This window comes from Pseudomonas sp. (genome assembly GCF_050739775.1).
Lineage (GTDB): Bacteria > Pseudomonadota > Gammaproteobacteria > Pseudomonadales > Pseudomonadaceae > Aquipseudomonas.
This window is the reverse complement of sequence record NZ_JBOICA010000061.1, coordinates 1-21527: the sequence shown is the minus strand read 5'-3', so window position 1 is coordinate 21527 and position 21527 is coordinate 1. Positions and strand designations below refer to the sequence as shown.

General features: G+C 60.0%; 17 protein-coding genes. 7 read left to right on the top strand and 10 right to left on the bottom strand.

Annotated elements, in window-relative coordinates:
- Positions 1-495: 495 nt before the first annotated feature.
- A complete protein-coding gene (locus ACRESH_RS22650; RefSeq protein ID WP_431744073.1) occupies positions 496-1302 on the top strand; it encodes an aminoglycoside phosphotransferase family protein in 807 nt (268 codons plus the stop codon).
- Positions 1303-1414: 112 nt separating this feature from the next.
- Here ACRESH_RS22650 and ACRESH_RS22645 read toward each other — a convergent pair whose 3' ends face one another.
- Positions 1415-2515, bottom strand: coding sequence for an MBL fold metallo-hydrolase (locus ACRESH_RS22645; protein WP_431744072.1), 1101 nt, complete (start codon positions 2513-2515; stop codon positions 1415-1417).
- A 126-nt stretch (positions 2516-2641) separates the two neighbouring features.
- Here ACRESH_RS22645 and ACRESH_RS22640 point away from each other — a divergent pair, with 126 nt between their 5' ends.
- Together ACRESH_RS22640 and ACRESH_RS22635 are read left to right on the top strand one after the other, a co-directional pair.
- Positions 2642-3718, top strand: coding sequence for a diguanylate cyclase (locus ACRESH_RS22640; protein ID WP_431744071.1), 1077 nt, complete (start codon positions 2642-2644; stop codon positions 3716-3718).
- 57 nt (positions 3719-3775) lie between these two features.
- The gene (locus ACRESH_RS22635; RefSeq protein ID WP_431744074.1) at positions 3776-6358 is read left to right on the top strand and encodes a bifunctional diguanylate cyclase/phosphodiesterase; all 2583 of its coding nucleotides are present in this window, start codon (positions 3776-3778) and stop codon (positions 6356-6358) included.
- A 25-nt stretch (positions 6359-6383) separates the two neighbouring features.
- Here ACRESH_RS22635 and ACRESH_RS22630 read toward each other — a convergent pair whose 3' ends face one another.
- Together ACRESH_RS22630 and ACRESH_RS22625 are read right to left on the bottom strand one after the other, a co-directional pair.
- Complete coding sequence (locus ACRESH_RS22630; protein WP_431744070.1) at positions 6384-6707, bottom strand: DUF2025 family protein; 324 nt, start codon at positions 6705-6707, stop codon at positions 6384-6386.
- A gap of 159 nt (positions 6708-6866) precedes the next feature.
- On the bottom strand, positions 6867-7784 hold the full coding sequence (locus ACRESH_RS22625; protein WP_431744069.1) for a LysR family transcriptional regulator: 918 nt from the start codon (positions 7782-7784) through the stop codon (positions 6867-6869).
- Between the two features lie 120 nt (positions 7785-7904).
- Here ACRESH_RS22625 and ACRESH_RS22620 point away from each other — a divergent pair, with 120 nt between their 5' ends.
- Entirely contained in the window at positions 7905-8663 is a 759-nt protein-coding gene (locus ACRESH_RS22620; RefSeq protein ID WP_431744068.1) for an SDR family NAD(P)-dependent oxidoreductase, read from the top strand.
- Positions 8664-8690: 27 nt separating this feature from the next.
- On the opposite strand, the gene ACRESH_RS22615 is transcribed toward ACRESH_RS22620, so the two are convergent.
- From ACRESH_RS22615 to ACRESH_RS22590, 6 genes are all read right to left on the bottom strand, one after another.
- The gene (locus tag ACRESH_RS22615) at positions 8691-9560 is read right to left on the bottom strand and encodes an efflux RND transporter periplasmic adaptor subunit (protein WP_431744067.1); all 870 of its coding nucleotides are present in this window, start codon (positions 9558-9560) and stop codon (positions 8691-8693) included.
- 11 nt (positions 9561-9571) lie between these two features.
- A complete protein-coding gene (locus ACRESH_RS22610) occupies positions 9572-9778 on the bottom strand; it encodes a DUF1656 domain-containing protein (RefSeq protein ID WP_400173941.1) in 207 nt (68 codons plus the stop codon).
- Positions 9765-11753, bottom strand: coding sequence for an FUSC family protein (locus ACRESH_RS22605; protein ID WP_431744066.1), 1989 nt, complete (start codon positions 11751-11753; stop codon positions 9765-9767). The genes ACRESH_RS22610 and ACRESH_RS22605 overlap by 14 nt, the downstream gene beginning before the upstream one ends.
- Positions 11754-11930: 177 nt before the next feature.
- On the bottom strand, positions 11931-12047 hold the full coding sequence (gene ccoM / locus ACRESH_RS22600) for a cytochrome c oxidase subunit CcoM (protein WP_045185836.1): 117 nt from the start codon (positions 12045-12047) through the stop codon (positions 11931-11933).
- A gap of 134 nt (positions 12048-12181) precedes the next feature.
- Positions 12182-12343 (bottom strand): hypothetical protein, encoded by a 162-nt coding sequence (locus ACRESH_RS22595; protein WP_431744065.1) that lies wholly within the window; start codon positions 12341-12343, stop codon positions 12182-12184.
- A gap of 78 nt (positions 12344-12421) precedes the next feature.
- Positions 12422-12751, bottom strand: a complete 330-nt coding sequence (locus ACRESH_RS22590) for an aspartate-semialdehyde dehydrogenase (protein WP_431744064.1) — start codon at positions 12749-12751, stop codon at positions 12422-12424.
- A gap of 201 nt (positions 12752-12952) precedes the next feature.
- Here ACRESH_RS22590 and rapA point away from each other — a divergent pair, with 201 nt between their 5' ends.
- Positions 12953-15799 carry an RNA polymerase-associated protein RapA gene (gene rapA, locus ACRESH_RS22585; protein ID WP_431744063.1) on the top strand — a complete coding sequence of 949 codons (2847 nt, stop codon included), beginning with the start codon at positions 12953-12955 and terminating at the stop codon, positions 15797-15799.
- Positions 15800-16031: 232 nt separating this feature from the next.
- Complete coding sequence (locus ACRESH_RS22580; RefSeq protein WP_431744062.1) at positions 16032-18308, top strand: putative bifunctional diguanylate cyclase/phosphodiesterase; 2277 nt, start codon at positions 16032-16034, stop codon at positions 18306-18308.
- Here ACRESH_RS22580 and ACRESH_RS22575 read toward each other — a convergent pair.
- Positions 18208-19095 carry an NAD(P)-dependent oxidoreductase gene (locus tag ACRESH_RS22575; protein ID WP_431744061.1) on the bottom strand — a complete coding sequence of 296 codons (888 nt, stop codon included), beginning with the start codon at positions 19093-19095 and terminating at the stop codon, positions 18208-18210. The genes ACRESH_RS22580 and ACRESH_RS22575 overlap by 101 nt on opposite strands.
- Positions 19096-19293: 198 nt before the next feature.
- On the opposite strand from ACRESH_RS22575, the gene ACRESH_RS22570 reads away from it, so the two are divergent.
- Positions 19294-21477 carry a hypothetical protein gene (locus ACRESH_RS22570; protein ID WP_431744060.1) on the top strand — a complete coding sequence of 728 codons (2184 nt, stop codon included), beginning with the start codon at positions 19294-19296 and terminating at the stop codon, positions 21475-21477.
- The last annotated feature ends 50 nt before the right edge of the window (positions 21478-21527 follow it).

The window sequence follows — 21527 nt, the reverse complement described above, 5'->3', positions numbered from 1 at the left end:
CTCAAATGACTTATTCGAAGTCTTTCGACTTCTCGTGCAGTCACTTGTGATGCTGATAATCTTTCTGACTATCAGTCTGAGCCACAAGCACCCACACGAATTGCTTGATTCGATTGTTAAAGAGCGGCGACTGAAGTCTTTCGCTTCAACCGAGGCGCGCATTCTACGCTTTCCTCAGTGTCTGTCAAGCGTTTATTTTGAAGTTTTTCGTTCAAATTCAACTGCTTGACTCGCTATGATCTCTCGTCAGCGGGAGGCGAATTCTACAGCGTTTCAATCCGCTGTCAACCACCTTTTTCACCGCTGCCGATCTTTCGATCGAAGCCCCTCCGGCACTACCTGGAACATCTAACTCGTTGAATCTCAAGGAGTTTTCCGTTCCGACTACGCCGGAAGTGGGGCGAATTATAGAGAGATCTACAGGGGCGTCAAGGACTTATTTCAACTTTGTTTCAGATAGCTATATATAGGTGCTTTGTACTTGGGAAAGCTTTCATGTTCGACCCCTACCTACAACGCTGGCAACTGGTTCCCGACGGCGCGCCGATCATTACTCACAGCAGTCACCTGCTGCCCGTGCTGTACCGGAAGCAGACCGCCATGCTCAAAGTTGCTCATGTGCCCGAAGAACTGAACGGCGCGCTGTTAATGACATGGTGGGACGGCCAAGGCTCAGCACAGGTGCTGGCTCATGTCGACAATGGGTTGTTGCTGGAGCGGGCCCAAGGGCCGGACTCGCTGAACGATTACGCTGCCGACGGCCGTGACGAGCAAGCCACCCGGATTCTTTGCCAGACCATCGCCCGTCTGCACACACCTGGAGATAGACCAGCACTCCCCCTTGTTGACCTGCAGAGCTGGTTCCAGGGCTTGTGGCAAGCCGCCACGGTTCACGGCAACATCTATAGGCGCTCTGCACACATCGCTGAGCAATTGCTGGCAACCCCCTGGGAAGAATCTGTGCTGCACGGTGATATCCATCACGGCAACGTTCTCGACTTCGGGCCACGCGGCTGGCTGGTCATCGACCCCAAGTGTCTGTATGGCGAGCGCACCTTCGATTACGCCAACCTGTTCTGCAACCCCTCCCCTCGCATCGCCACCGATGTACAACACTTCAGCCATCGACTTGAGATCGTCTGCGACATCGCCAAGTTGCCACGCCGACGATTATTGCAGTGGATCGTGGCCTGGTGTGGGCTGTCAGCCGCCTGGTTCCAGGAAGACGACTTGCAAGAGGACGCCGAGCCCCGCCTGCAGGTGGCACAACTTGCACTCAATGCCCTGGAGGCAGGCATCTAAACCGGCTCAGCGCTGATCTGTAGAAAAGACACCCCACACGAGCCACTGCCATGAGCAAAACCGAAAGCAGCAAGAAAAAAGCGCGCGATCGCCCACAGAAGTAGCCCCGCCCTTACAACTCCTTCATCGCCATCACCCGCTCACCAGACTTATGCGGTTGGCGCAGCGGCTTGGGCAACCACCACGCTGGACCGCTGTGGGGCTGGTCAAGGCTGACCCGCTCGCCCATCTGCGGAGTACTGAGCGGTACCTGGGCCGCATTGGCCAAGGCCAGAATGCGGTCGAACGGTTCATGCCAACTGTGGACCGAAAGATCGAAGGTGCCGTTATGCACCGGCAGCAGCCAGCGCCCGCGCAAGTCCTGATGAGCCTGCAGGCTTTGCTCGGGTTGCATGTGCACGTCAGGCCATTCGAGGTTGTAGGCGCCGGTTTCTATCAGGGTCACATCAAACGGGCCGTACTGCTCGCCAATCTGCTTGAAACCGTCGAAATAGCCGGTGTCGCCGCTGAAGAACAGGCGCAGGTTTTCATCCAGGATCACCCAGGACGCCCACAAGGTGCGATTGCTGTCGAACAGACCACGTCCGGAAAAATGCTGCGCCGGGGTGGCAACAAAACGTATGCCCTCGACCTGGGTTTCCTGCCACCAGTCCAGTTGCCGCACCTTGGCCGCCGGAACCCCCCACTCGATCAACAGGTCGCCGACGCCCATCGGTGCGAGAAAATGCTCGGCCTGATCGGCCAGCTGGCGTATCGACTGCTCATCAAGGTGATCATAGTGGTCGTGAGAGAGGATCACCGCCGTCAGTGGCGGTAGTTCCTCAAGCTTGAGCGGAGGCTGGTGAAAGCGCTGGGGACCCGCCCATTGCACGGGCGAGGCGCGTTCAGCAAACACCGGGTCGGTGATGAAGAAGCGCTCGTGCAGTTTCAGTAGTACCGTAGAGTGCCCCAGGCGCCACAGGCTGCGATCCGGAGCCTCGATCAATTGCTGACGACTCAGGGGCTGCACAGCGATCTCCACGTCCGGCCGGGTCCCCGCTGGCTTGCCGAGAAACAGGAACTTGAAGCCGATGCGCATTTTTTTCAACACGCTGTCCTGCGGCAACGGGCGCTGGTTGTGGTATCGCCCATCCTGACGCTGCGCCGGATCACCGGCCTTGGGGGTCAAAGGGGCCATGAGTAGAAGCACTCCAAGGAAAAGGGCGAGTTTCATGTTACCCCAAGGTGGCTGCATCAACTGTGGAATGGCTTGTAAGGCCATTTTTCAATAGCCTGCGATTGTTCAACAATCTTCACACGTTTTATGCGATAAACGGCGCCCCGGAATAGACCAGCAACCATGATGGATAATAGAAGCGGCAAGGGACTTTCATTTGTCAGGAGGATATACCTGCCGCGCATTATCGGCCTGGGCATCGGCATGCTCAGTGTCATGGCCGGCATTTCGACCCTGGACATGCCACCATGGGTCTGGGGACTGCTGTTGTTCAATGGCCTGATCTGGCCACACCTGGCCTTTCAACTGGCCCGGCGCGCCGCCGTCCCCTATCACGCCGAGTATCGCAACCTGCAGGTCGATTCGTTGATGGGTGGATTCTGGGCCGCCGCCCTGCAGTTCAATCCCCTTCCCAGCGTGACCATCCTGGCGATGATGACGATGAACAATTTCGCCGCGGGTGGCCAGCGCTTGTTCTTCAAGGGGTTACTGGCCCAGGGCTTGGGCGCGGGGCTGGCGATTGCCCTGTTCGGTGCCGGCTTGCAGTTGCAGGCTACTCCCCTGCAGATCTATGCCTGCCTGCCGATGCTGACCCTTTACCCGATGGCGCTCGGCTGGGTCTGCTACAGACTGGCGATGAAACTTGCTGAACATAAACGCCGTCTCAGCGCCTTGAGCCGCACCGACAGTCTGACCGGCCTGCTCAACCACGGCTCATGGAAAGACCTGCTGCAGCTCAAGTTCCAGACCTGCCAGCAACAGTACTGCCAGGCGGTGATCGCGCTGATCGACATCGATCACTTCAAATTGATTAACGACACCTACGGACATGTAGTTGGCGACTGCGTACTGAGCCAGCTCAGCAGCGAGCTCAAACGCAGCTTGCGTGAAGATGACCTGGCCGGCCGCTATGGCGGCGACGAGTTCTGCCTGATCCTGCCCCACGCCGACCTGGAGCAAGCCAGCCTGGCCATGGAGCGGCTGCGCGAGCGAATCGGCAGTTACCGCAATCCGCAATTGCCGGAACTGCGGATCAGCTTGAGCATCGGCCTGGCCAGTTGCCATGAGGGCTTGGCTGACGCCGAAGCCTGGCTCAACGAAGCCGACAAAGCCCTGTACACGGCGAAGAAAAGCGGGCGCAACCAGGTCAATTTCTCCCAACTGGACCTCACAACGCTGAAGCTGGCCTATTCTGACTGAACGTTCGCCCCCGCGGCGTAGCCGTCGGGGCGCAGCTCATCAAGGATCAGCATGCGTATGGACAGGATCGTCGAGGTTTCGTCTACCAGCCCGCCCCCCAGCCTGCAGACACACAAACTCATCGCCAGTATCGCTGCGCTGTTCGTCCTCGCCGGCCTGATTGCCCTCGGGGCCCTGTTCAACATCGCCTCCTCTCTCAATGCCGACGCGCGTGAGAAAAGCAGCTTCTATGCGCAAAAAGCGCTGGAACAGCGGCTCGAAGCCGCCCGCCAATTTCTTTCCAGCTACGCCGTGTGGGATGCCGCCTATGAGCACCTCAATGGCGCTGCGGACCTGAAGTGGGCCTACGAAGAAAAGAACGTCGGTGACTCTCTCTACACGGCCAGCGGATTTGAGGGGGTGTTCGTGGTCGATGACCACACCACCAAATATGCCTTGTTCAAAGGCCAGCTCAGTAGCGCACCAGCCAGCACCTATATAGATGATCCCCTTGAACCGATCATTGCCCAGGCCCGGGACGTTGCTGCCGAGCGCCAGCAGATCACCCGAGACGTTCTATTCAATGGTTGGCCAGCAGTGCTGGTGGCCGCTGCCATCCGTCCTGACGATGAAATACTGGGCATTGACCCGCGAACCACTTCGGTGATGATCTTCGTCGACCAGTTGACCCCGAAAAAACTCGCCCACCTGAGCACTGGCACGGGCTTGAGCGACATGCGCATCGAGAAAGCTGGCGAACTATCGGCCGACGCCTCCAGCCTGCCCCTGGGCGATACCGGCTACCGTCTGGAGTGGCTTACCCCGCGCCCAGGTAATCAACTGCTCTGGGCCGTACTGCCACCGCTGCTTGGCGCCTTGCTGGTGCTCGGCCTGCTGATGGTCTACTTCTTCCGCTACGCCTTGCGTACCTCGCGGGAAATCGACGCCACCTTGCAACGCCTGCAGGCCAGCAACCTGGCACTGGAGGCCAGCGAACAGCGCTTTCGTGCCGTCGCCGAGGCCGCCTCGGACTGGATCTGGGAAACCGACCGTCAGCATCGCTTGAGCTACCTGTCCCAGCGCTTTGTTGCCGTGACCGGTTTCAACACCGAAGACTGGCTGGGCCAACCGATCAATCAACTGCTCAGTTGCGAAACCACACCCCTGACCCTGTGGCTCGACAGCCAGGTCGATTCCGACCCAGCGCAAATGGCCAACTTGCGTTGCGGCTATCGCGACCAGAACAATCAGTTACGTTTTTGCCGGATGTCGGCGCGCTCGATCATGATCGGCGGCAAACTGGCTGGCTTTCGTGGCACCGCCAGTGACATCACCGATGAAGTGGCAGCCCACGCCCGCATCCAGCACCTGTCCATGCACGACGCACTGACCGGCCTTGCCAACCGTAACAAGCTTTCACGCTTTCTCGAACAGTTGCTGCTCAAAGGCCAGGATGCCGCCCCCTTGACGTTGCTGCTGCTGGACCTGGACAGCTTCAAGCCGATCAACGATTCCCTCGGCCATGCCGCCGGGGATGCGGTACTGCTGGAAGTCGCCACCCGCCTGCGTGAATCGACCCGCGACGGCGACCTGGTGGCGCGCCTGGGGGGCGATGAATTCGTCCTGGTGATGAATGGCATGGACAGCCGCAATGAAATCGATCGCTTTTGTGCCCGCCTGATCGACAATCTGCACCAGCCGATCCACTTCGAAGAGCAGGTTCTGCACATCGGCGCCAGCCTGGGCGTCGCCCAGACCCGCCTGCAGGGCTTCGATGCCGGCGAGCTGATCCGCTGCGCCGATATCGCCCTGTACCAGGCCAAGGCCGATGGCAAAAACACCTGGCGCTACTTTTCGGCGCAAATGAACGAGCAGATCCAGTATCGCCGCCAGCTGGAAAACGACTTGCGCAAGGCGCTGAAGAACAACGAGTTCGTCGTCCACTATCAACCACGCTACCGCCTTGAGACCCTGCAGATCGTTTCGGTCGAAGCCCTGGTGCGCTGGCAGCATCCGGTCGAAGGTCTGCTGGGCCCGGACACCTTCATTCCATTGGCCGAGCAGACCGACCTGATCGTGCCCCTCGGTCGCTGGGTGCTGCGCGAAGCCTGCGAGAGCGCACGCAGCTGGCCGGACGACCTGCTGGTCTCGGTCAACCTGTCGCCAGCGCAGTTCTCCCGTAGCGATGTCGTCAGCGATGTCTACAAGATCCTCGTCGACACCGGCTTCCCGGCCCAGCGTCTGGAGCTGGAGATTACCGAGAACGTGATGCTCAACGATATCGAAGGCGCCCTGGGCACCATGACCGCCCTCAAGGAGCTGGGCGTGCGCCTGAACATGGATGACTTCGGCACCGGCTATTCGTCACTGGGCTACCTGCGTACCTACCCCTTCGACAGTATCAAGATTGACAAACGCTTCATTGCCGGCTTGAGCAGTGACGGCAATGACCGCGCCGTGGTCCAGGCGATCATCAACCTGGGCAAGGCCATGGGCCTGACCGTTACCGCCGAAGGGGTGGAAACCGAGCAGCAACTCAAGGCCCTGAGCAAGGAAAAATGCCATGAAGTCCAGGGCTACTACCTGAGCAAGCCGGTCGACAAGCAAGCCTTCGAACAACTGCTGAGCAACCCCGACAGCAGTCGCGCCGGGAGGGGCTAGGAGCGGGCAAGTCGCACCGCCGCCCCTACGCCCGCAAGCGCCTCTGTGCAGCAATCTCCGGCAGATCGCGACGGCGCAGGTAAACCCGCAACGGCTCGCCGACATGGAGTCGCTCATCTACATTCTGCGCCAGGAGGATTTCGATCAGCGCCCGGCTCAAGGTCATGATTTCGCCCTCACCCTCCTGCCAGACAAATTCACTGCTGGGGGTGATGCTGTCATCGGCGACATCCATGCCGAAGGCGTCTTCGCTGAAGCGCACGATATGCTTGCCAAGCTTGCGATGAAATCCGACAAAGCCCTTGAGCTGGTCGGCGGCGGCACAGATATCCTGTGATGTGATGTGCATGTCAAACCTCACTGAAGCATCTACAAGGACGCAGGACGAAAGGGATTGGCACGCGGGGCGATTCTGGCCACTCTCTGATGGAGCGACTCGAGGCCCAAGGTTAATGGAAAAACCTGGCCGGCGGATACGGATTTTTTCATCCGCAGGCCAGGACCTTGTTCAGTTTCCGCCTGCCGCTGGATCCAGACGAGGTTCAAGCAACGCTGCCAGCCACTCCATGAACGCACGCAGGCGTGGCGGCACGTGCTGTTGCCTGGCATAGAGCAATGACACCGGCATTGGCGGCGGGACGAAATCCGCCAGCAGTGGCAGCAATTCGCCACGTTGCAGATACGCTTGCAGTCCTGCCGCTGGCGCCTGAATCAGGCCGAGTCCGGCAAGGCAGGCACTCTCATAGGCCTCAGTGCTGTTGACGGTGACGCTGCCGGCCATGGGCTGAACCTGCAAGGCTCCGGCTTGCAGGTATTCGAAACCCGGACTGCGGCTGCCCAAGTTCCTTACATAATGAATCAATTGGTGGTGATGCAGGTCTGACAAGCTCTTGGGTACGCCATAACGCTGTAAGTAGCGCGGGCTGGCGCAGTTGATCTGGGCCAGGAAACCCAGCGGCCGGGCAATCAGGTCCAGGTCACTCAAGGTGCCAATGCGCAGCACACAGTCAAACCCCTCGCGCAACAGGTCGACCTGTCGGTCCGTGCAACTGATCTCCAGCTCAATACCCGGGTGGCAATCTATAAACTGCGGCAGATTGGGCAGGATGATGCGTCGCGCCATCAAGGTTGGCAGATCGATCCGCAAGCGCCCCGTGAGCGCTGCCTTGTCGCTGTGGAACAGGCCTTCAATCTCATCCATGCGCGACAACAGGTCTTTGCTACGTTCGTACAGATGCAAGCCATCCTGGGTCGCCTGGACCCGTCGCGTGGTGCGGTTGAGCAACCTTGTGCCAAGCAAGCTCTCCAGGGCCCGGACCTGCTCGGAGACCGTTGATCGCGGCAGCCCCAGACTCTCCCCGGCCAGGGTAAAACTCGACAACTCGCTAACCCGGACAAAGGTTCGCAGCAACTCCAGCCTGTTCATGGATGCAGGCTCTATTGTTCGCAAGTGCCGACCAGTATTTCCGAAATCCTTGGATTTATCAGCAGCCAGCCGACCAATAGACTTTCCTCGACTTCCCCGTCTCACCCCGAGGTACAGAGCATGAATCGGAAAATCGCATTGATCACCGGCGCCAGCCGTGGCCTGGGTAAAAACACCGCGCAGCACCTGGCAGCCCAGGGCATCGACATCATCGGCACTTACCACAGCAAGGCCCAGGAAGCCCAGGTGCTGGTGCAGGCCTTGAAACAACAAGGCGTGCGCGCCTCCATGCTGCAACTGGATGTCAGTAACAGTGGGCGCTTCGAAGGCTTCGCCGAGCAGCTACAGCAGACCCTCAGGTCAGTGTTTGGCCGCGAGCAACTGGATTTTCTGGTGAACAACGCCGGTATCGGCATCAATGCGCCGTTCAGCGAAACCAGTGAGGCGCAGTTCGACCAGCTGTGCAATATCCAGCTCAAGGGCCCCTTTTTCCTGACCCAACGTTTGCTGCCGCTAATTGCCGACCAAGGCCGGATCGTCAATATCTCCACGGGCCTGACCCGCTTCGCCCTGCCCGGCTATGCAGCCTATGCCGCGATGAAAGGGGCCATGGAAGTCTTGACCCGTTATCAGGCCAGGGAACTGGGTGCTCGAGGCATTCGCGTCAACATTCTCGCCCCAGGTGCCATCGAGACCGATTTTGGCGGCGGTGTGGTGCGCGACAATTCCGACGTCAACGACTTTATCGCCAGCAATACGGCCCTGGGCCGGGTAGGCCTGCCGGATGACATCGGCGCCGCAGTCGCCCTGTTGCTGGGCGATGGTGGCGGCTGGATCAATGGGCAGCGCCTGGAAGTTTCTGGCGGTATGTTTCTTTAAACGACGTGCCCACCGCCCGGGGCCCGATCAGCGCTGCCCCTGGTCTTCGCGCACCTGCACGCTGGCCGTCATGCCTGCGCTCAAGGTCAGACCTTCGGGAATCTGGTCCAGTTTAATCCGCACCGGAATGCGCTGGGCCAGGCGCACCCAGCTGAAGGTCGGATCGACTTCGGCGAGCAGTTGGCTATCGGGGTTGGCATTACGGTCGGTGATCCCGCGGCTAATGCTTTCGACATGCCCCTGCATGGGCTCGCCGGCACTCATCAACCAGACCTTGACCGGGTCGCCGACTCGAATGCGCGGCAACTTGGTCTCTTCGAAATAAGCCTGGACGTAGAAGGTCGAATCGTCGATCAGGGCCATCACCGCCTGCCCGGCATTGACGTAGTTGCCCTCGGCCAGGCGCAAGTTGGTGATATGGCCATCGCGCGGCGCCTTGACCTGGCTGCGGGCCAGGTTGATGGCCGCCGCTTTGACGTCGGCCTGAGCCTGGCGCAATTCGCCACGGGCCACCGCAGCATTGATCTGGGCATTCTCGCGCAGCTCGGCGCTGATCGCCTGCGGCCCCAGGGCGGCGCGGCGGGAGGCTTCATGCTCGCGCAGGCGCAATTGCTGCTGGCGGGTTTCGGCCACAGCGTTGGCCTTGTCCAGGGCCGCTTCGAAGCGATCGCGATCGATCGACATGAGCAATTCGCCAGTCTTGACCTGCTGGTTGTCATGAACCTTGAGTTCACGCACCCAGCCCGACACGTCCGGAGCGATGATCACCACGTCAGCGCGGATTTTCGCATCGCGGGTCCAGGGGGTGAGCATGTAGTACTGCCAGAGTTTCCAGCCGGCAAAGATAGCCACCGCCACCAGGCATAGGGTTATTGCGATACGTAGCAATGCACGCATGATCACTCTCCTTACAAAGGCCCCAGCCCGAGGGTTACCAGGGTCAATACACAGATGAACAGCGCACAATCGAACAAGGCCTCATGCCAGATCCAACGCCCCAACGGGGTCAGCCGCAGCAGCAGGCGCACGGCACCGGTCAGCACCAGGGCCAACACGACATAAATCAAAAACGGACTGAGCAACACACCGCCCAGCGCCCACTCACGCAAGCCCATGGATTTCCTCCTGTCGACGGCACCACTTGCCCCAACTGCGCTGTAACTGCAACACCGCCCCCACCGCCAGGCGCAGCGGATCGCTGGGGGGCTGACGTTGCAAGGCATCGATGAACGCTGCGCTGGCGGCATCCAGGCGCTGGCCTCTTCCCGGCGCCGGGCCGCGCGCCAGCACGCCTTCCAGTTGTTGCAAATACTCGCGTTCGGCGCTCGCCAGCGGTGCCCGGGCCGCGGCCAGGCAGTGGCGTAGATGCAACAGCTCATCACCGATATCCAGGCCATGTACGCCATCATCCCAACGGCCGCGCTCCTGCTCCGTCAAGGCCGAGTAGTGCCGCGCCAATTGCAACAAGCGGTCGGCCATGCGGCCACCGAACCAGGTTTCGGCGCCGCGCAGCTCGCGGCGGGTCAAGCGCACCAGATCGCTCTGGGTCGCCGCGCGCAGGCGGCGACCATGCCAGGCCGGATTGCGCAGCACCAGCAACTTGAACGCCAGTACCGCCGCCCCCACGCCGATCAGCATGGCCTGGGCGCTGTTAAGAAAGGTCGCCACTTCAAAGTGCATGGCGTTGAGCGGTGCTACCAAGACGATGAAATGCAGGCAATAAGACGTGGCTGTGGCACCGATGCGCGGATTGGCCATGCCCAACGCACCAAAGAACAAGGGTACGCCCATGGCCATGCACAGCATGGGAAAGCCGCTCCACTGCGGCAGCAGGATTTGCCCGACAACAAACGCCACGGGCATGGCCAGCAGTATCCCGCGCAAAAAGCTCATGCCAATCTGTGCACCGTTCTCACGGCTGGCGAACAGGCTGCAGACCACACAGGTCAGCACCAACCCGCCAGGGGCCGCGGTCCAGGCGGTGGCCAACCAGAAACTGGCCATGGCCAGAAAAGCCAGGGCACTACGCGAACCGAACAGCAACGCAAGGGGCAGATCACGGTGCACGGCGAGACTATCGGGAACATCCACTGGCGCCTTGCCCTCCTCCACCGCACGCAGGGCCAAGATCGCGGCCATGGCGTTGTCCAGCAGCAAGGTCAGGCGAGCCAGGCAATAGTGTTCAGCCGAGCTGATGCGCTCATCGTGCGCCGCATCCCAGACCCGCTGACGCAGTAGCAGCAGGCCTGCCTGGTCGGGCGCGGCCAGGGCATCATGCACATCATCGAGCCAAGGCTGCAGATGCTGCGCCTGGGTCTCGTCCAGTTGCTGCCACTGACGCCGCACCGAACGGGCGATGCGCAGGAGAATCAGCAGTTTCTGACTCAAGCCGCGGATAGCCCTGGCCCGCTGCCGGCCAAGAGGGCCTTCGAACCAGGCATGCTCACGCTGTGCGTCCACGGCGACAATACGCCCGAGAATTTCCAGCAAGCCCTTGCGCGCCTGTGCTTCACCAGTCAGGGTGACGCTGGCCGCCTGCAAGCCACTGAGCCAGGCCTGGCGCGCCTGACCACTTAACTGTTGCTCGACCCGCATGGGCCAGAGCAAAGCGCTGGTAACTGTGGCACAGACAATCCCCAGGCAGATCTCGGTACAGCGCGCCACCGCTTGGTCAAACACCGCCAGCGGATGATTGATCGCGGGCAACGCGATAATCGCTACGGTGTAACCCGCTAATACAAACGAATAGGCCCAGGCACTGCGCAGCATTGTCGAGCAGGCGGTACACAAGGCCAGCCACAGCGCCAATGCCAACAGGAACAGCCATGGCGTCTGGGCGAACAGCCCGATGAACAGTACCGACATCAGGGTACCGACCAACGTCCCGAACAAGCGCGCCAGGCCTTTTTGCAAGACCATGCCAGACAAAGGCTGGGCAACGATAAAAGCGGTCATCAGTGCCCAGGCCGGTTGCTCCAACCCCCAGCGCAGTGCGAGCCACAAGGCCAGGCCACCGCCAAGCAACGTCTTGATGGCAAATTGCACGGCGAGTTTGTTCGGCGCCAACAGGGCCTGCAAAGTGATAGGCACGGGACGGACCTAGGCTGACTGTGTTGTAAAGATAGACAGGATGAGATGAATGAATCAGGGACTGATTATTAGCTAGCTAACTAATAAAGTCCAGCGCAGCGGAAAGATTTCTTGCGGACAAAAAAATGGGCGACCGAAGTCGCCCTAAATGCCTTGCGTGCTCGTGTACCGGAAGGATCAGCGCTGTTTGCGCTTGTTCGAGTCCCTCCAGATGAAAATGCCGAATCCGACAAAGAACAGCAGCATCAGGCCGACTGTAATCACTCCAGCGATAACCACATTATCGAAGAACATGTCGGCCTCCATTTGCCTGCACCTGTCTGATGGGCTCAAGGTATCCAATGGATGGCGAAAGGAAATTGACCGAGGTCAATGGCGCCCGGAACCGGGCGCGCGAGGCGGGTGCAGGCTTGACCTGCATCAAGTTTTCAACGCTTCTTGGGTTTGCCCTTGGGTTTCTTCTTGGCTTTACCCAATGGCATGGCCTGCTCGAATGCCTGACGCACTTCATTCAGGCGCTTATCGTTGAGGTCGTGGACTCGCCGGGCACGCTCGGCGCCGAGGTCGATCAGGTTGTCATCTTGGCTCATGGTTCGGCTCGGGAAGCAGACTGCGGTCCGACAATAATGAAGGCAGTTGCTCGCGCTGACCAGTAAGCGGGCGGATCTTCAGACTTCAATATCCACCAACAGCCCCTTGCGCGGCTGTTCGCCCATCAGTGGCGCTACCGGCACAGTATTGTCGGCGTTGATTTCATCCCCCGGCAGCGGCTGATCGAGCTCATCATCCTTGCCCGGCTGGCGGCGGCCATGCTGGCGCCGCTGCTCTTCGCGCAACAGCAACGCGGACTTTTCCGGGTCACGATGTTTCAGGTCAATGGCACCCTCACTGGAGGTTGGCTGTGCAGGCACCACCGGCTTGATATCGGGGGTCGGTTTGACCGGGTCCAGTTGCGATGTCACGGGGGCAGCACTGAGTGGAATAATGGGCGGCAGCATGGGTGAGATCTCCTGTCGCCACTATGTCGGCTAGCCAGCAGTGGCCTTGAGCCGCGAATCACGAATACATGCGGCTCATCGCAGTATCACTGGCGCGAAGTATAGCCACCGCAGTTTTTGTCGCTGAAATAGCTAGACTCTTTGGTCTGCACAGTCCTATCCGTTAAGATAGTCGGCTTTTCAAAACGGGAGTCAAGCAGTATGGCGCAGCAGTATCAACCGGGGCAACGCTGGATCAGCGACAGCGAAGCCGAGCTAGGTCTGGGGACCGTTCTGGCACAGGACGGCCGCTTGTTGACCGTGCTCTACCCGGCCACTGGCGAAACCCGCCAGTACTCCCTGCGCAATGCGCCCCTGACCCGGGTGCGCTTCTCCCCCGGTGACCAGATCACCCATTTCGAAGGCTGGAAGCTGACCGTTCGCGAGGTCGACGATGTCGACGGCCTGCTGGTCTATCACGGTCTCGATGGGCAAAACCAGGCCTGCACCCTGCCAGAAACCCAACTGTCGAACTTCATTCAGTTCCGCCTGGCCAGCGACCGGCTGTTCGCCGGACAGATCGACCCGTTGCCGTGGTTCTCGCTGCGCTACAACACTCTGGAACACACCAGCCGCCAGTTGCAATCCGCGCTTTGGGGCCTGGGCGGCACCCGTGCCCAACCCATCGCCCACCAACTGCATATTGCCCGTGAAGTCGCTGATCGTATCGCCCCACGGGTACTGCTTGCCGATGAAGTAGGCCTGGGCAAGACCATCGAAGCCGGCCTGGTGATTCACCGCCAGTTGCTCTCGGGCCGTGCCAGCCGCGTGCTGATCCTGGTTCCGGAGAACCTGCAACACCAGTGGCTGGTGGAGATGCGCCGCCGCTTCAACCTGCAGGTAGCGCTATTCGACGCCGAGCGTTTTATCGAAAGCGACGCCAGCAACCCGTTCGAAGATGCCCAGTTGGCGCTGGTCGCCCTGGAGTGGCTGAGCGAAGACGAAAAAGCCCAGGACGCACTGTTCGCCGCAGGCTGGGACCTGTTGGTGGTCGACGAAGCGCATCACCTGGTCTGGCATGAAGACCAGGTCAGCCCTGAATACGGCTTGGTCGAGCAACTGGCCCAGGTCATTCCTGGCGTACTGCTGCTGACCGCGACGCCTGAGCAACTGGGACAGGACAGCCACTTCGCGCGCCTGCGCCTGCTCGACCCCAACCGTTTCCATGACCTGGCCGCCTTCCGCGCCGAGAGCGAGCACTATCGCCCGGTGGCCGAAGCGGTACAGGAGCTGCTGGACGAAGGTCGTCTGTCGGCCAAAGCCCACGCCACCATTGAAGGCTTCCTCGGTGCCGAAGGTGAGGCTCTGCTGGCAGCCGTCAACGCTGGCGACAGCCAGGCCAGTGCGCGGCTGATTCGCGAACTGCTCGATCGCCACGGTACCGGCCGCGTACTGTTCCGTAACACCCGCGCCGCCGTCCAGGGCTTCCCTGAGCGCAACCTGCACCCTTATCCGCTGCCAAACCCCGATCAATACATGGAGTTACCGGTCGGTGAGCATGCCGAGCTGTACCCCGAGGTGGCCTTCCAGTCCCTGGGCGACACCGACGACGAAGAACGCTGGTGGCGCTTCGACCCACGGGTCGACTGGCTGATCGACACCCTGAAGATGCTCAAGCGGGTCAAGGTCCTGGTAATCTGCGCCCACGCCGAAACCGCCATGGACCTGGAAGACGCCTTGCGCGTGCGTTCCGGGATTCCGGCCACGGTGTTCCATGAGGGCATGAGCATCCTGGAGCGTGACCGTGCCGCAGCCTACTTCGCTGACGAAGAGTTCGGCGCCCAGGTGCTGATCTGTTCGGAGATCGGCAGTGAAGGCCGCAACTTCCAGTTCGCCCATCATCTGGTGCTGTTTGACCTGCCTGCCCACCCTGACCTGCTCGAGCAGCGTATCGGTCGTCTCGACCGTATCGGTCAGAAGCACATTATCGAACTGCATGTACCCTACCTGCAGAACAGCCCGCAAGAGCGCCTGTTCCAATGGTACGACCAGGCGCTGAACGCCTTCCTGGCCACCTGCCCGACCGGTAACGCCCTGCAGCATCAGTTCGGCCCGCGCCTGCTGCCACTGCTCGAAAGTGGCGATGACGGTGAGTGGCAGGCCCTGGTCGACGAGGCCCGTGCCGAGCGCGTGCGCCTGGAAGCCGAGCTGCATAGCGGCCGCGACCGCCTGCTGGAGCTCAACTCCGGCGGTGCTGGCGAAGGTCAGGCACTGGTCGAGGCGATCCTTGAGCAAGACGATCAGTTCACCCTGCCGATCTACATGGAAACCTTGTTCGACGCTTTCGGCATCGACAGCGAAGACCATTCGGAAAACGCCCTGATCCTCAAGCCGAGCGAAAAAATGCTCGACGCCAGCTTCCCGCTGGGCGATGACGAAGGTGTAACCATCACCTACGATCGCAACCAGGCGCTGTCTCGCGAAGACATGCAGTTCATTACTTGGGAGCACCCTATGGTCCAGGGTGGCATGGACCTGGTACTGTCCGGTTCGATGGGCAACACCGCGGTGGCGCTGATCAAGAACAAGGCACTCAAGCCTGGCACCGTGCTGCTCGAACTGCTGTACGTAAGCGAAGTGGTAGCTCCACGCGCCCTGCAGCTGGGCCGTTACCTGCCACCGGCTGCACTGCGCTGCCTGCTCGACACCAATGGCAACGACCTGGCCGCGCGAGTGTCCTTCGAGACCCTCAATGATCAGCTCGAGAGCGTGCCGAAGGCCAGCGCCAACAAGTTCATCCAGGCCCAGCGCGATGTGCTGACGCCACGGATCAACAGTGGTGAAGCCAAGATCATGCCGCGTCATGCCGAGCGGGTAGCCGAAGCCCAGCGTCGCCTGGCGGCGGAAACCGACGAAGAACTGGCACGCCTGACCGCGTTGCAAGCCGTCAACTCGAGCGTGCGCGACAGCGAGATCGAAGCCTTGCGCAAGCAACGCGAACAAGGTTTGGCGATGCTTGAAAAAGCCGCGCTGCGCCTGGAAGCGATTCGGGTGTTGGTCGCAGGGTAATCCCGTCGCTCCCATCGCGAGGCAAGACCGCTCCCATTAGTTAGGAGCGGTCTTGCCCCGCGATGGTGCCGTAAGCCCCTTTAGAACCCACCGCTATTGGCTCAATGACTAAATCATAGAGGTCAAAGTGCCATTAATTAGGATGGGTTAATGCTCTCTTTCTATACTCCTGCAGAACGGTCTCCAGACAGGCTTTTGGGGGACGAGTGAAAACTCGACAAAGAGGCAAGCTATGGAGTGGCTGGGGCTACAGATGCTCGCCGATCTTCCGGCAACCGGACAGATCATTCTCGAGTGCAAGTACAATCCTTACTTGGTAGTACTTGCCTTTCTGGTCGCTGGCGCAGGCAGCTTCGCCACCCTGAGCATGGCTGAACGCCTGAGCCATGTGGAGCAGCCCGCTGCCCAACGACAATGGCGTCTGCTCGGTGCCTGCTGCCTGGCCGGTGGCGTCTGGGCCCTGCACTTCATCAGTATGCTGGCGTTCCAGGCACCCATTGAGGTCCACTACGACTTCGCCCTGACTGGCCTTTCGTTGATCGTTATGCTGTTCGCCGGCTGGTTGGCGATGAACACCCTGGGCCGACGTGACCTGCGCACCCGCCATTTCCTCCAGGCTGCCACCTGCATCGGCCTGGGCATTACTACGATGCATTACATCGGCATGGCTGCCATGCGCTCCAACGCCCAACAATTCTATCGTCCAGACATGTTCGCCGCCTCGATTGCCATTGCCATTGGCGCCAGCCTGCTGGCCCTGTTACTGGCCCGCTACTTTCGCTATGGCAGCGGCACGCTCCATCAGTTGCTCAAGTACGGTGCCAGTCTGTTGATGGCCGGGGGCATTTTCGCCACCCACTTCACCGGCATGTCGGCCATGACCCTGATCATCCCCACCGACGCGACCGTGACCCTGCCAAGCGCTGACAACAACTTGCAAATGAGCCTGACCATCGCTTTCATCACCCTGCTGGTCAGCGCCAGCAGCATCAGTGCGGCGCTGTCCGACCAGAAGCTGCAAAGCAAGGAGCATGACCTGCGTCGAGTCAATGTCCTGCTCAGCCAGCTGGATCAGGCACGGGTGTCACTGCAGCAGGCCGCTCATTACGACGCGCTGACCAACCTGATCAACCGTCGCGGCTTCAACCAGGTGTTTGCCGAGCGCCTGGTCGAACAGACTGTCAATGACGGCATGCTGGCGGTGATGTTCCTCGACATCGATCATTTCAAACGTATCAACGACAGCCTCGGCCACGATGCCGGTGATGAACTGCTCAAGGTCATTGCCGGCTACATCAAGGCGGCTACCCGCAGTCAGGACGTGGTGGCCCGCTTCGGTGGTGACGAGTTCTGCATCCTGATCGCCTTGAACAGCCGTGAAGAAGCCCGGCACCTCGCTCAGCGCATCATGCAGAAGATGAAAGAGCCGATCGACTTGGCCGGGCGGCGCATGGTCATGACCACCAGCATTGGTATCAGCATCTTTCCCGACGACGGCCGTACCTGTGAAGAACTGCTCAAGAACGCGGACCTGGCGCTGTATCAATCCAAGGGCTGCGGGCGCAACAGCCTGAACTTCTTCAACAGCAGCCTCAAGACTCGCGCCACGCTGGAACTGCAATTGGAAGAAGAGCTGCGCATCGCCCTGCTGGAAGAACGGGGACTGCGCATTCACTACCAACCAATTTTCGACCTGCATACCGGTCAGGTGGCCAAGCTTGAAGCCTTGGTACGCTGGCAGCATCCGCAGCACGGCTTGCTCAGCCCGGACCGTTTCATCGGCATTGCCGAAGCCAATGGCCTGATCGCCGATCTGGATCTCTGGGTGCTACGCCATGCCTGTGAAGACCTGGCACAACTGATTCGCCATGGTTACAGCGGGCTGAAGGTCACGGTCAATTGCTCGGCATTGACCCTCGGCCGCGAAGAGTTGGCCAGGGAGGTCGAAGACGCCCTGCAACGGGCAGGGCTTTGCGCCCGCCAGCTTGAACTGGAAGTCACCGAAAACGCGCTGATGGGCAACATCCACAGCACCATCGCTCTGCTCAAAGAGATTCGCGCCCTGGGCGTCTCGCTGTCGATAGATGACTTCGGCACCGGCTACTCGTCACTGGCCTACCTCAGGCGCCTGCCCCTGGACACCCTGAAGATTGATCGTAGCTTCATTCAGGATGTGCCACGGTGCCGACAGGACATGGAGATTGTCCAGGCAATCATCGTCATGGCTCATACCCTGCACCTGCAGGTGATCACTGAAGGCGTGGAATCGATGGAGCAGTATCAGTTCCTCGCCCAGCAGGGTTGCGACTTCGTCCAGGGCTACCTGCTCAGCCGCCCCATCCCCTTGGGTGAGCTGCGTTCCATCCTCACTCAACTCGACCAGCGAGACGAGTCGTCGCTAGCCAGTTTCAATCCTTACGCCGGTACAGATCAATCAGTGTCGCCGGATCTTTTTGTAGATAGCCCTGACTTCCGTGCAAGCGCATCAGTTGCGCGGCCAGGCCACTGAGTGGCGTTGCCGAGCCCTGTTCGCGCGAGAATTTCACCGCCGTATCCAGGTCCTTGAGTAAGGTGCGCACGTGCCATTTGACCGGTTCGAAGCAGCTCTGCGCCATTTGCGGTGCCAGGATCTGCAAGGGCTTGGAATCGGCGAAGCCACCGGCCAGGGCTTGGGCGATCAGGCTGGCATCGACACCGGATTGCTCGGCGAGCGCCACCACCTCGGCAATCACCAAGGCGTTGCAGGCAACGATCATCTGGTTGCAGGCCTTGGTCACCTGCCCGGCCCCTATCGGCCCCATATGGGTGACCCGTTGGCCCAGGGTCAGCAGCACCGGGCGTACGCGCTCAAGGTCCGCCGCATCCCCCCCGACCATGATCGCCAGACTGCCGGCTTCGGCCCCAGGCGTGCCACCTGAAACCGGTGCATCGAGCCAGCTCATGCCGCTGAGCGCCGCAAGCTCCGCGGCCATCTCGCGGGTCGCGGTCGGCTCCAGGCTGGAAAAGTCCACCAGCAACTGCCCGGCCTTGGCCCCCTTGGCCACGCCTTCGGGCCCGAACACTACCTCACGCACCACCGCCGTATCGGCCAGGCACAAGAGCACCAGATCTGCAGCCTGACACAGCTCGGCCGGGGTCGACACCTGCCGGGCGCCAGCCTCCACCAGCGTTGCACACTTGTCCGGCGAACGGTTCCAGACGGTCAGCGGGTACCCCGCCGCCAACAAGCGCCGACACATTGGCAATCCCATCAGACCGATTCCGGCAAACCCCAGTGAAGGACGTGCAGTGCTCATGTACAGCTCCAGACAGATTAAAGAAGTTGAATGATTGGACGATTCAGTTTGCAGGCGTGGCAAGGAAAACTCCTATAGCGCTAGGGCAGCCCCTATCGCTCACGCTAAATGCGCACTAATACAGTCGCGAAACTTATCCAGTAATGGCTCTATGATATCTACTAGAACAGCCACCCACCCCCAGGCAAATGGCGCAAAATGACCTCCAAGAATACTTCTGCCAACGCGGTTTCCGAGCTGACCTCACCCACTCCCGCGTTCAGCGCTCCAGGGGCCAGAGAATTCTACAGCCCGCGAACGCTTAACCCGCAGCAGTACCTGTATTTCACTGAGCCTGATATCCAGCGCATCCTCGACAACCTCGACGGCCTGCGCGATCTGGTATTTCCGCCCAGTGTCCACGTCGAGGACGAAAGCCAGCTGCGCCTGGATCAGCAGTTTCCATCGGTCTGCCTGATTGGCCTGGGCCGTTGCGGCTCGAACATCGCCCTGGATGTCGCCGAGCTTGTATACAACGCCCGCACCTTCTACCTCAACGAATTCAACAATGACGACCGTGTCGGCAGCGAGCCCAATTACAGCCCCGCACGCTGGATCCGCAACAACCTGCGCCTGGTCCAGAACAAGGGAAGCAAGCCGGTGTTCCTGGTCGAACCCCTGGTGATGCTGGGCGACCTGGACAAGGACATTGCCGGTCGCATCCGTTTCTCGCGCAAGGGTGAAAAAAGCGGCTTCATTCGCGACTACAGCAAGATGAAGATTATGGACCTCTCGGAAGTCCATGCCGGGGGTGCCGGTAATGCCCCGATCCTCGGCCAGTACCTGGCCAAGATCATCCTCAACAAGGAAACCCATCGCTTTTCCAGCGCCGACTGGAAGCTGATCCACTCCTACCTGATCGACTCCTGCGGGATCAAGGCCAACCAGTCACGGTTGTACTTCTACATCTTCAGCGCCGGTGGGGGAACCGGTTCGGGCATGGCCTCGGAGTTCGGCCTGGCCCAGCAGTACTCCTACATGAACAAGACATTCGACACCAAGCCGGCCGATGAGAACGACGGCAAGAGCGGGCATTCGTTCGTCTTCGAGCCGATCTTCACCAGCGGCATCTGCGTGCTGCCGAACATTTCCGACCATCGCAGCGAAATGTCCGAAGCCCTGCACATCAACGCTGGGCGCCTACTGTGTAAGTACCTGTCCGAAGAATGGGACTTCTCCTATAACTTCGATAATGAAGACAGCAGCGAAGCCAGTGTCATGGGGCGTATCCGCCCTTGGAACGCAATGATGCTGATTTCCAACGACATCATGCGCTACGCCGAAGAAAATGATGACGGCAACATCCAGAACATTGACGTCAATGCCATGGAAAAACACGCCAACCAGTACATTTCCCAGCAGATTTTCAACATTCTCACCGCCCAGGCGGTGACCACCGACTACGACCAGAACTACTTCCGCCGCGCCGGCATCGACATTGGCGAAACCATTCGCCTGGATGCCAACGACCTGTTCATGAGTCTTGCCGGTCCCGTGGCCATTGCCTACGCGGAGTCCGTGGTACCGGAACAGCCGTCACCGAGCCCGGATAAATTCAAAGTGTTCGAGAAGGACCCGCCACGTCTGAACATCGACGACCTGTTCTTCCGCTCCATCGACCTGCCGCACTTCAACAAGGTGACCCAGGCGATCGAGGGCATCAGCCTGCTGCCGATCGAGTCCAAGCGCTATCGCGGCGCCCTGGAGCAGTACAAGGCCTCCGGCTATGACGCCGCAGCCCTGCACGACCTGCACTTCTTCAAGAACTGTTCGTCGGTGGTATCGATCGTCTCGCTGCCCAAGGACTACAAGCTCTCCTACATGGACCTGAACCGGCTCAAGACCCACCTCAACAGCCTGTTCCCCAACACCACCCTCAAGCGCTACGCCCTGGTGATCGGCGCTTCGGCGAACCTGTCGCTGACCACCCTGATCGCCAAGAGCCCGTGCCTGTCCGACGACTTCCTGACCTTGATCGTGGCCTTCATCAAGCGTTGTTTTGCCCGTAATCCATACCGTTTCGACGATACTCTGGACAACGCCATCCTTGAATTCATCACCAGCGATACCTTCGATGAGGAACGCATCGATGAATTGCTCAATGAATTCGAAAACCCGGCGAAAATCCTCGATACCAATTGGTATGCGATCAAGCCGATGTACGAGAAGAAATATCGTGAGCTGATCAACGACAAGAGCAAATTCGTCTCGATCAATGACATTCGATTGTCACGGGAATGCGTGAAGAAGGCGGTGAAATACCTGCGCGAAATCTTCCGTCACCGGATCGGCAAGACCCGGGTGATTTCGCTGAACAGTCATACCGGGAAAGTGGATTACTGATCAAAAGCTTCGCGGGGCAAGCCCGCTCCCACAGGGTTACACCTGTGGAG

What these genes read in the sequence shown, in the direction of transcription:
- ccoM (WP_045185836.1), bottom strand. Translation starts at nt 12,047, where the DNA reads ATGTTCTTCGATAATGTGGTTATCGCTGGAGTGATTACAGTCGGCCTG.
- rapA (WP_431744063.1), top strand. Translation starts at nt 12,953, where the DNA reads ATGGCGCAGCAGTATCAACCGGGGCAACGCTGGATCAGCGACAGCGAA.
- ACRESH_RS22610 (WP_400173941.1), bottom strand. Translation starts at nt 9,778, where the DNA reads ATGGGCTTGCGTGAGTGGGCGCTGGGCGGTGTGTTGCTCAGTCCGTTT.
- ACRESH_RS22580 (WP_431744062.1), top strand. Translation starts at nt 16,032, where the DNA reads ATGGAGTGGCTGGGGCTACAGATGCTCGCCGATCTTCCGGCAACCGGA.
- ACRESH_RS22650 (WP_431744073.1), top strand. Translation starts at nt 496, where the DNA reads ATGTTCGACCCCTACCTACAACGCTGGCAACTGGTTCCCGACGGCGCG.
- ACRESH_RS22625 (WP_431744069.1), bottom strand. Translation starts at nt 7,784, where the DNA reads ATGAACAGGCTGGAGTTGCTGCGAACCTTTGTCCGGGTTAGCGAGTTG.
- ACRESH_RS22645 (WP_431744072.1), bottom strand. Translation starts at nt 2,515, where the DNA reads ATGAAACTCGCCCTTTTCCTTGGAGTGCTTCTACTCATGGCCCCTTTG.
- ACRESH_RS22590 (WP_431744064.1), bottom strand. Translation starts at nt 12,751, where the DNA reads ATGCTGCCGCCCATTATTCCACTCAGTGCTGCCCCCGTGACATCGCAA.
- ACRESH_RS22640 (WP_431744071.1), top strand. Translation starts at nt 2,642, where the DNA reads ATGATGGATAATAGAAGCGGCAAGGGACTTTCATTTGTCAGGAGGATA.
- ACRESH_RS22615 (WP_431744067.1), bottom strand. Translation starts at nt 9,560, where the DNA reads ATGCGTGCATTGCTACGTATCGCAATAACCCTATGCCTGGTGGCGGTG.
- ACRESH_RS22620 (WP_431744068.1), top strand. Translation starts at nt 7,905, where the DNA reads ATGAATCGGAAAATCGCATTGATCACCGGCGCCAGCCGTGGCCTGGGT.
- ACRESH_RS22595 (WP_431744065.1), bottom strand. Translation starts at nt 12,343, where the DNA reads ATGAGCCAAGATGACAACCTGATCGACCTCGGCGCCGAGCGTGCCCGG.
- ACRESH_RS22575 (WP_431744061.1), bottom strand. Translation starts at nt 19,095, where the DNA reads ATGAGCACTGCACGTCCTTCACTGGGGTTTGCCGGAATCGGTCTGATG.
- ACRESH_RS22630 (WP_431744070.1), bottom strand. Translation starts at nt 6,707, where the DNA reads ATGCACATCACATCACAGGATATCTGTGCCGCCGCCGACCAGCTCAAG.
- ACRESH_RS22570 (WP_431744060.1), top strand. Translation starts at nt 19,294, where the DNA reads ATGACCTCCAAGAATACTTCTGCCAACGCGGTTTCCGAGCTGACCTCA.
- ACRESH_RS22635 (WP_431744074.1), top strand. Translation starts at nt 3,776, where the DNA reads ATGGACAGGATCGTCGAGGTTTCGTCTACCAGCCCGCCCCCCAGCCTG.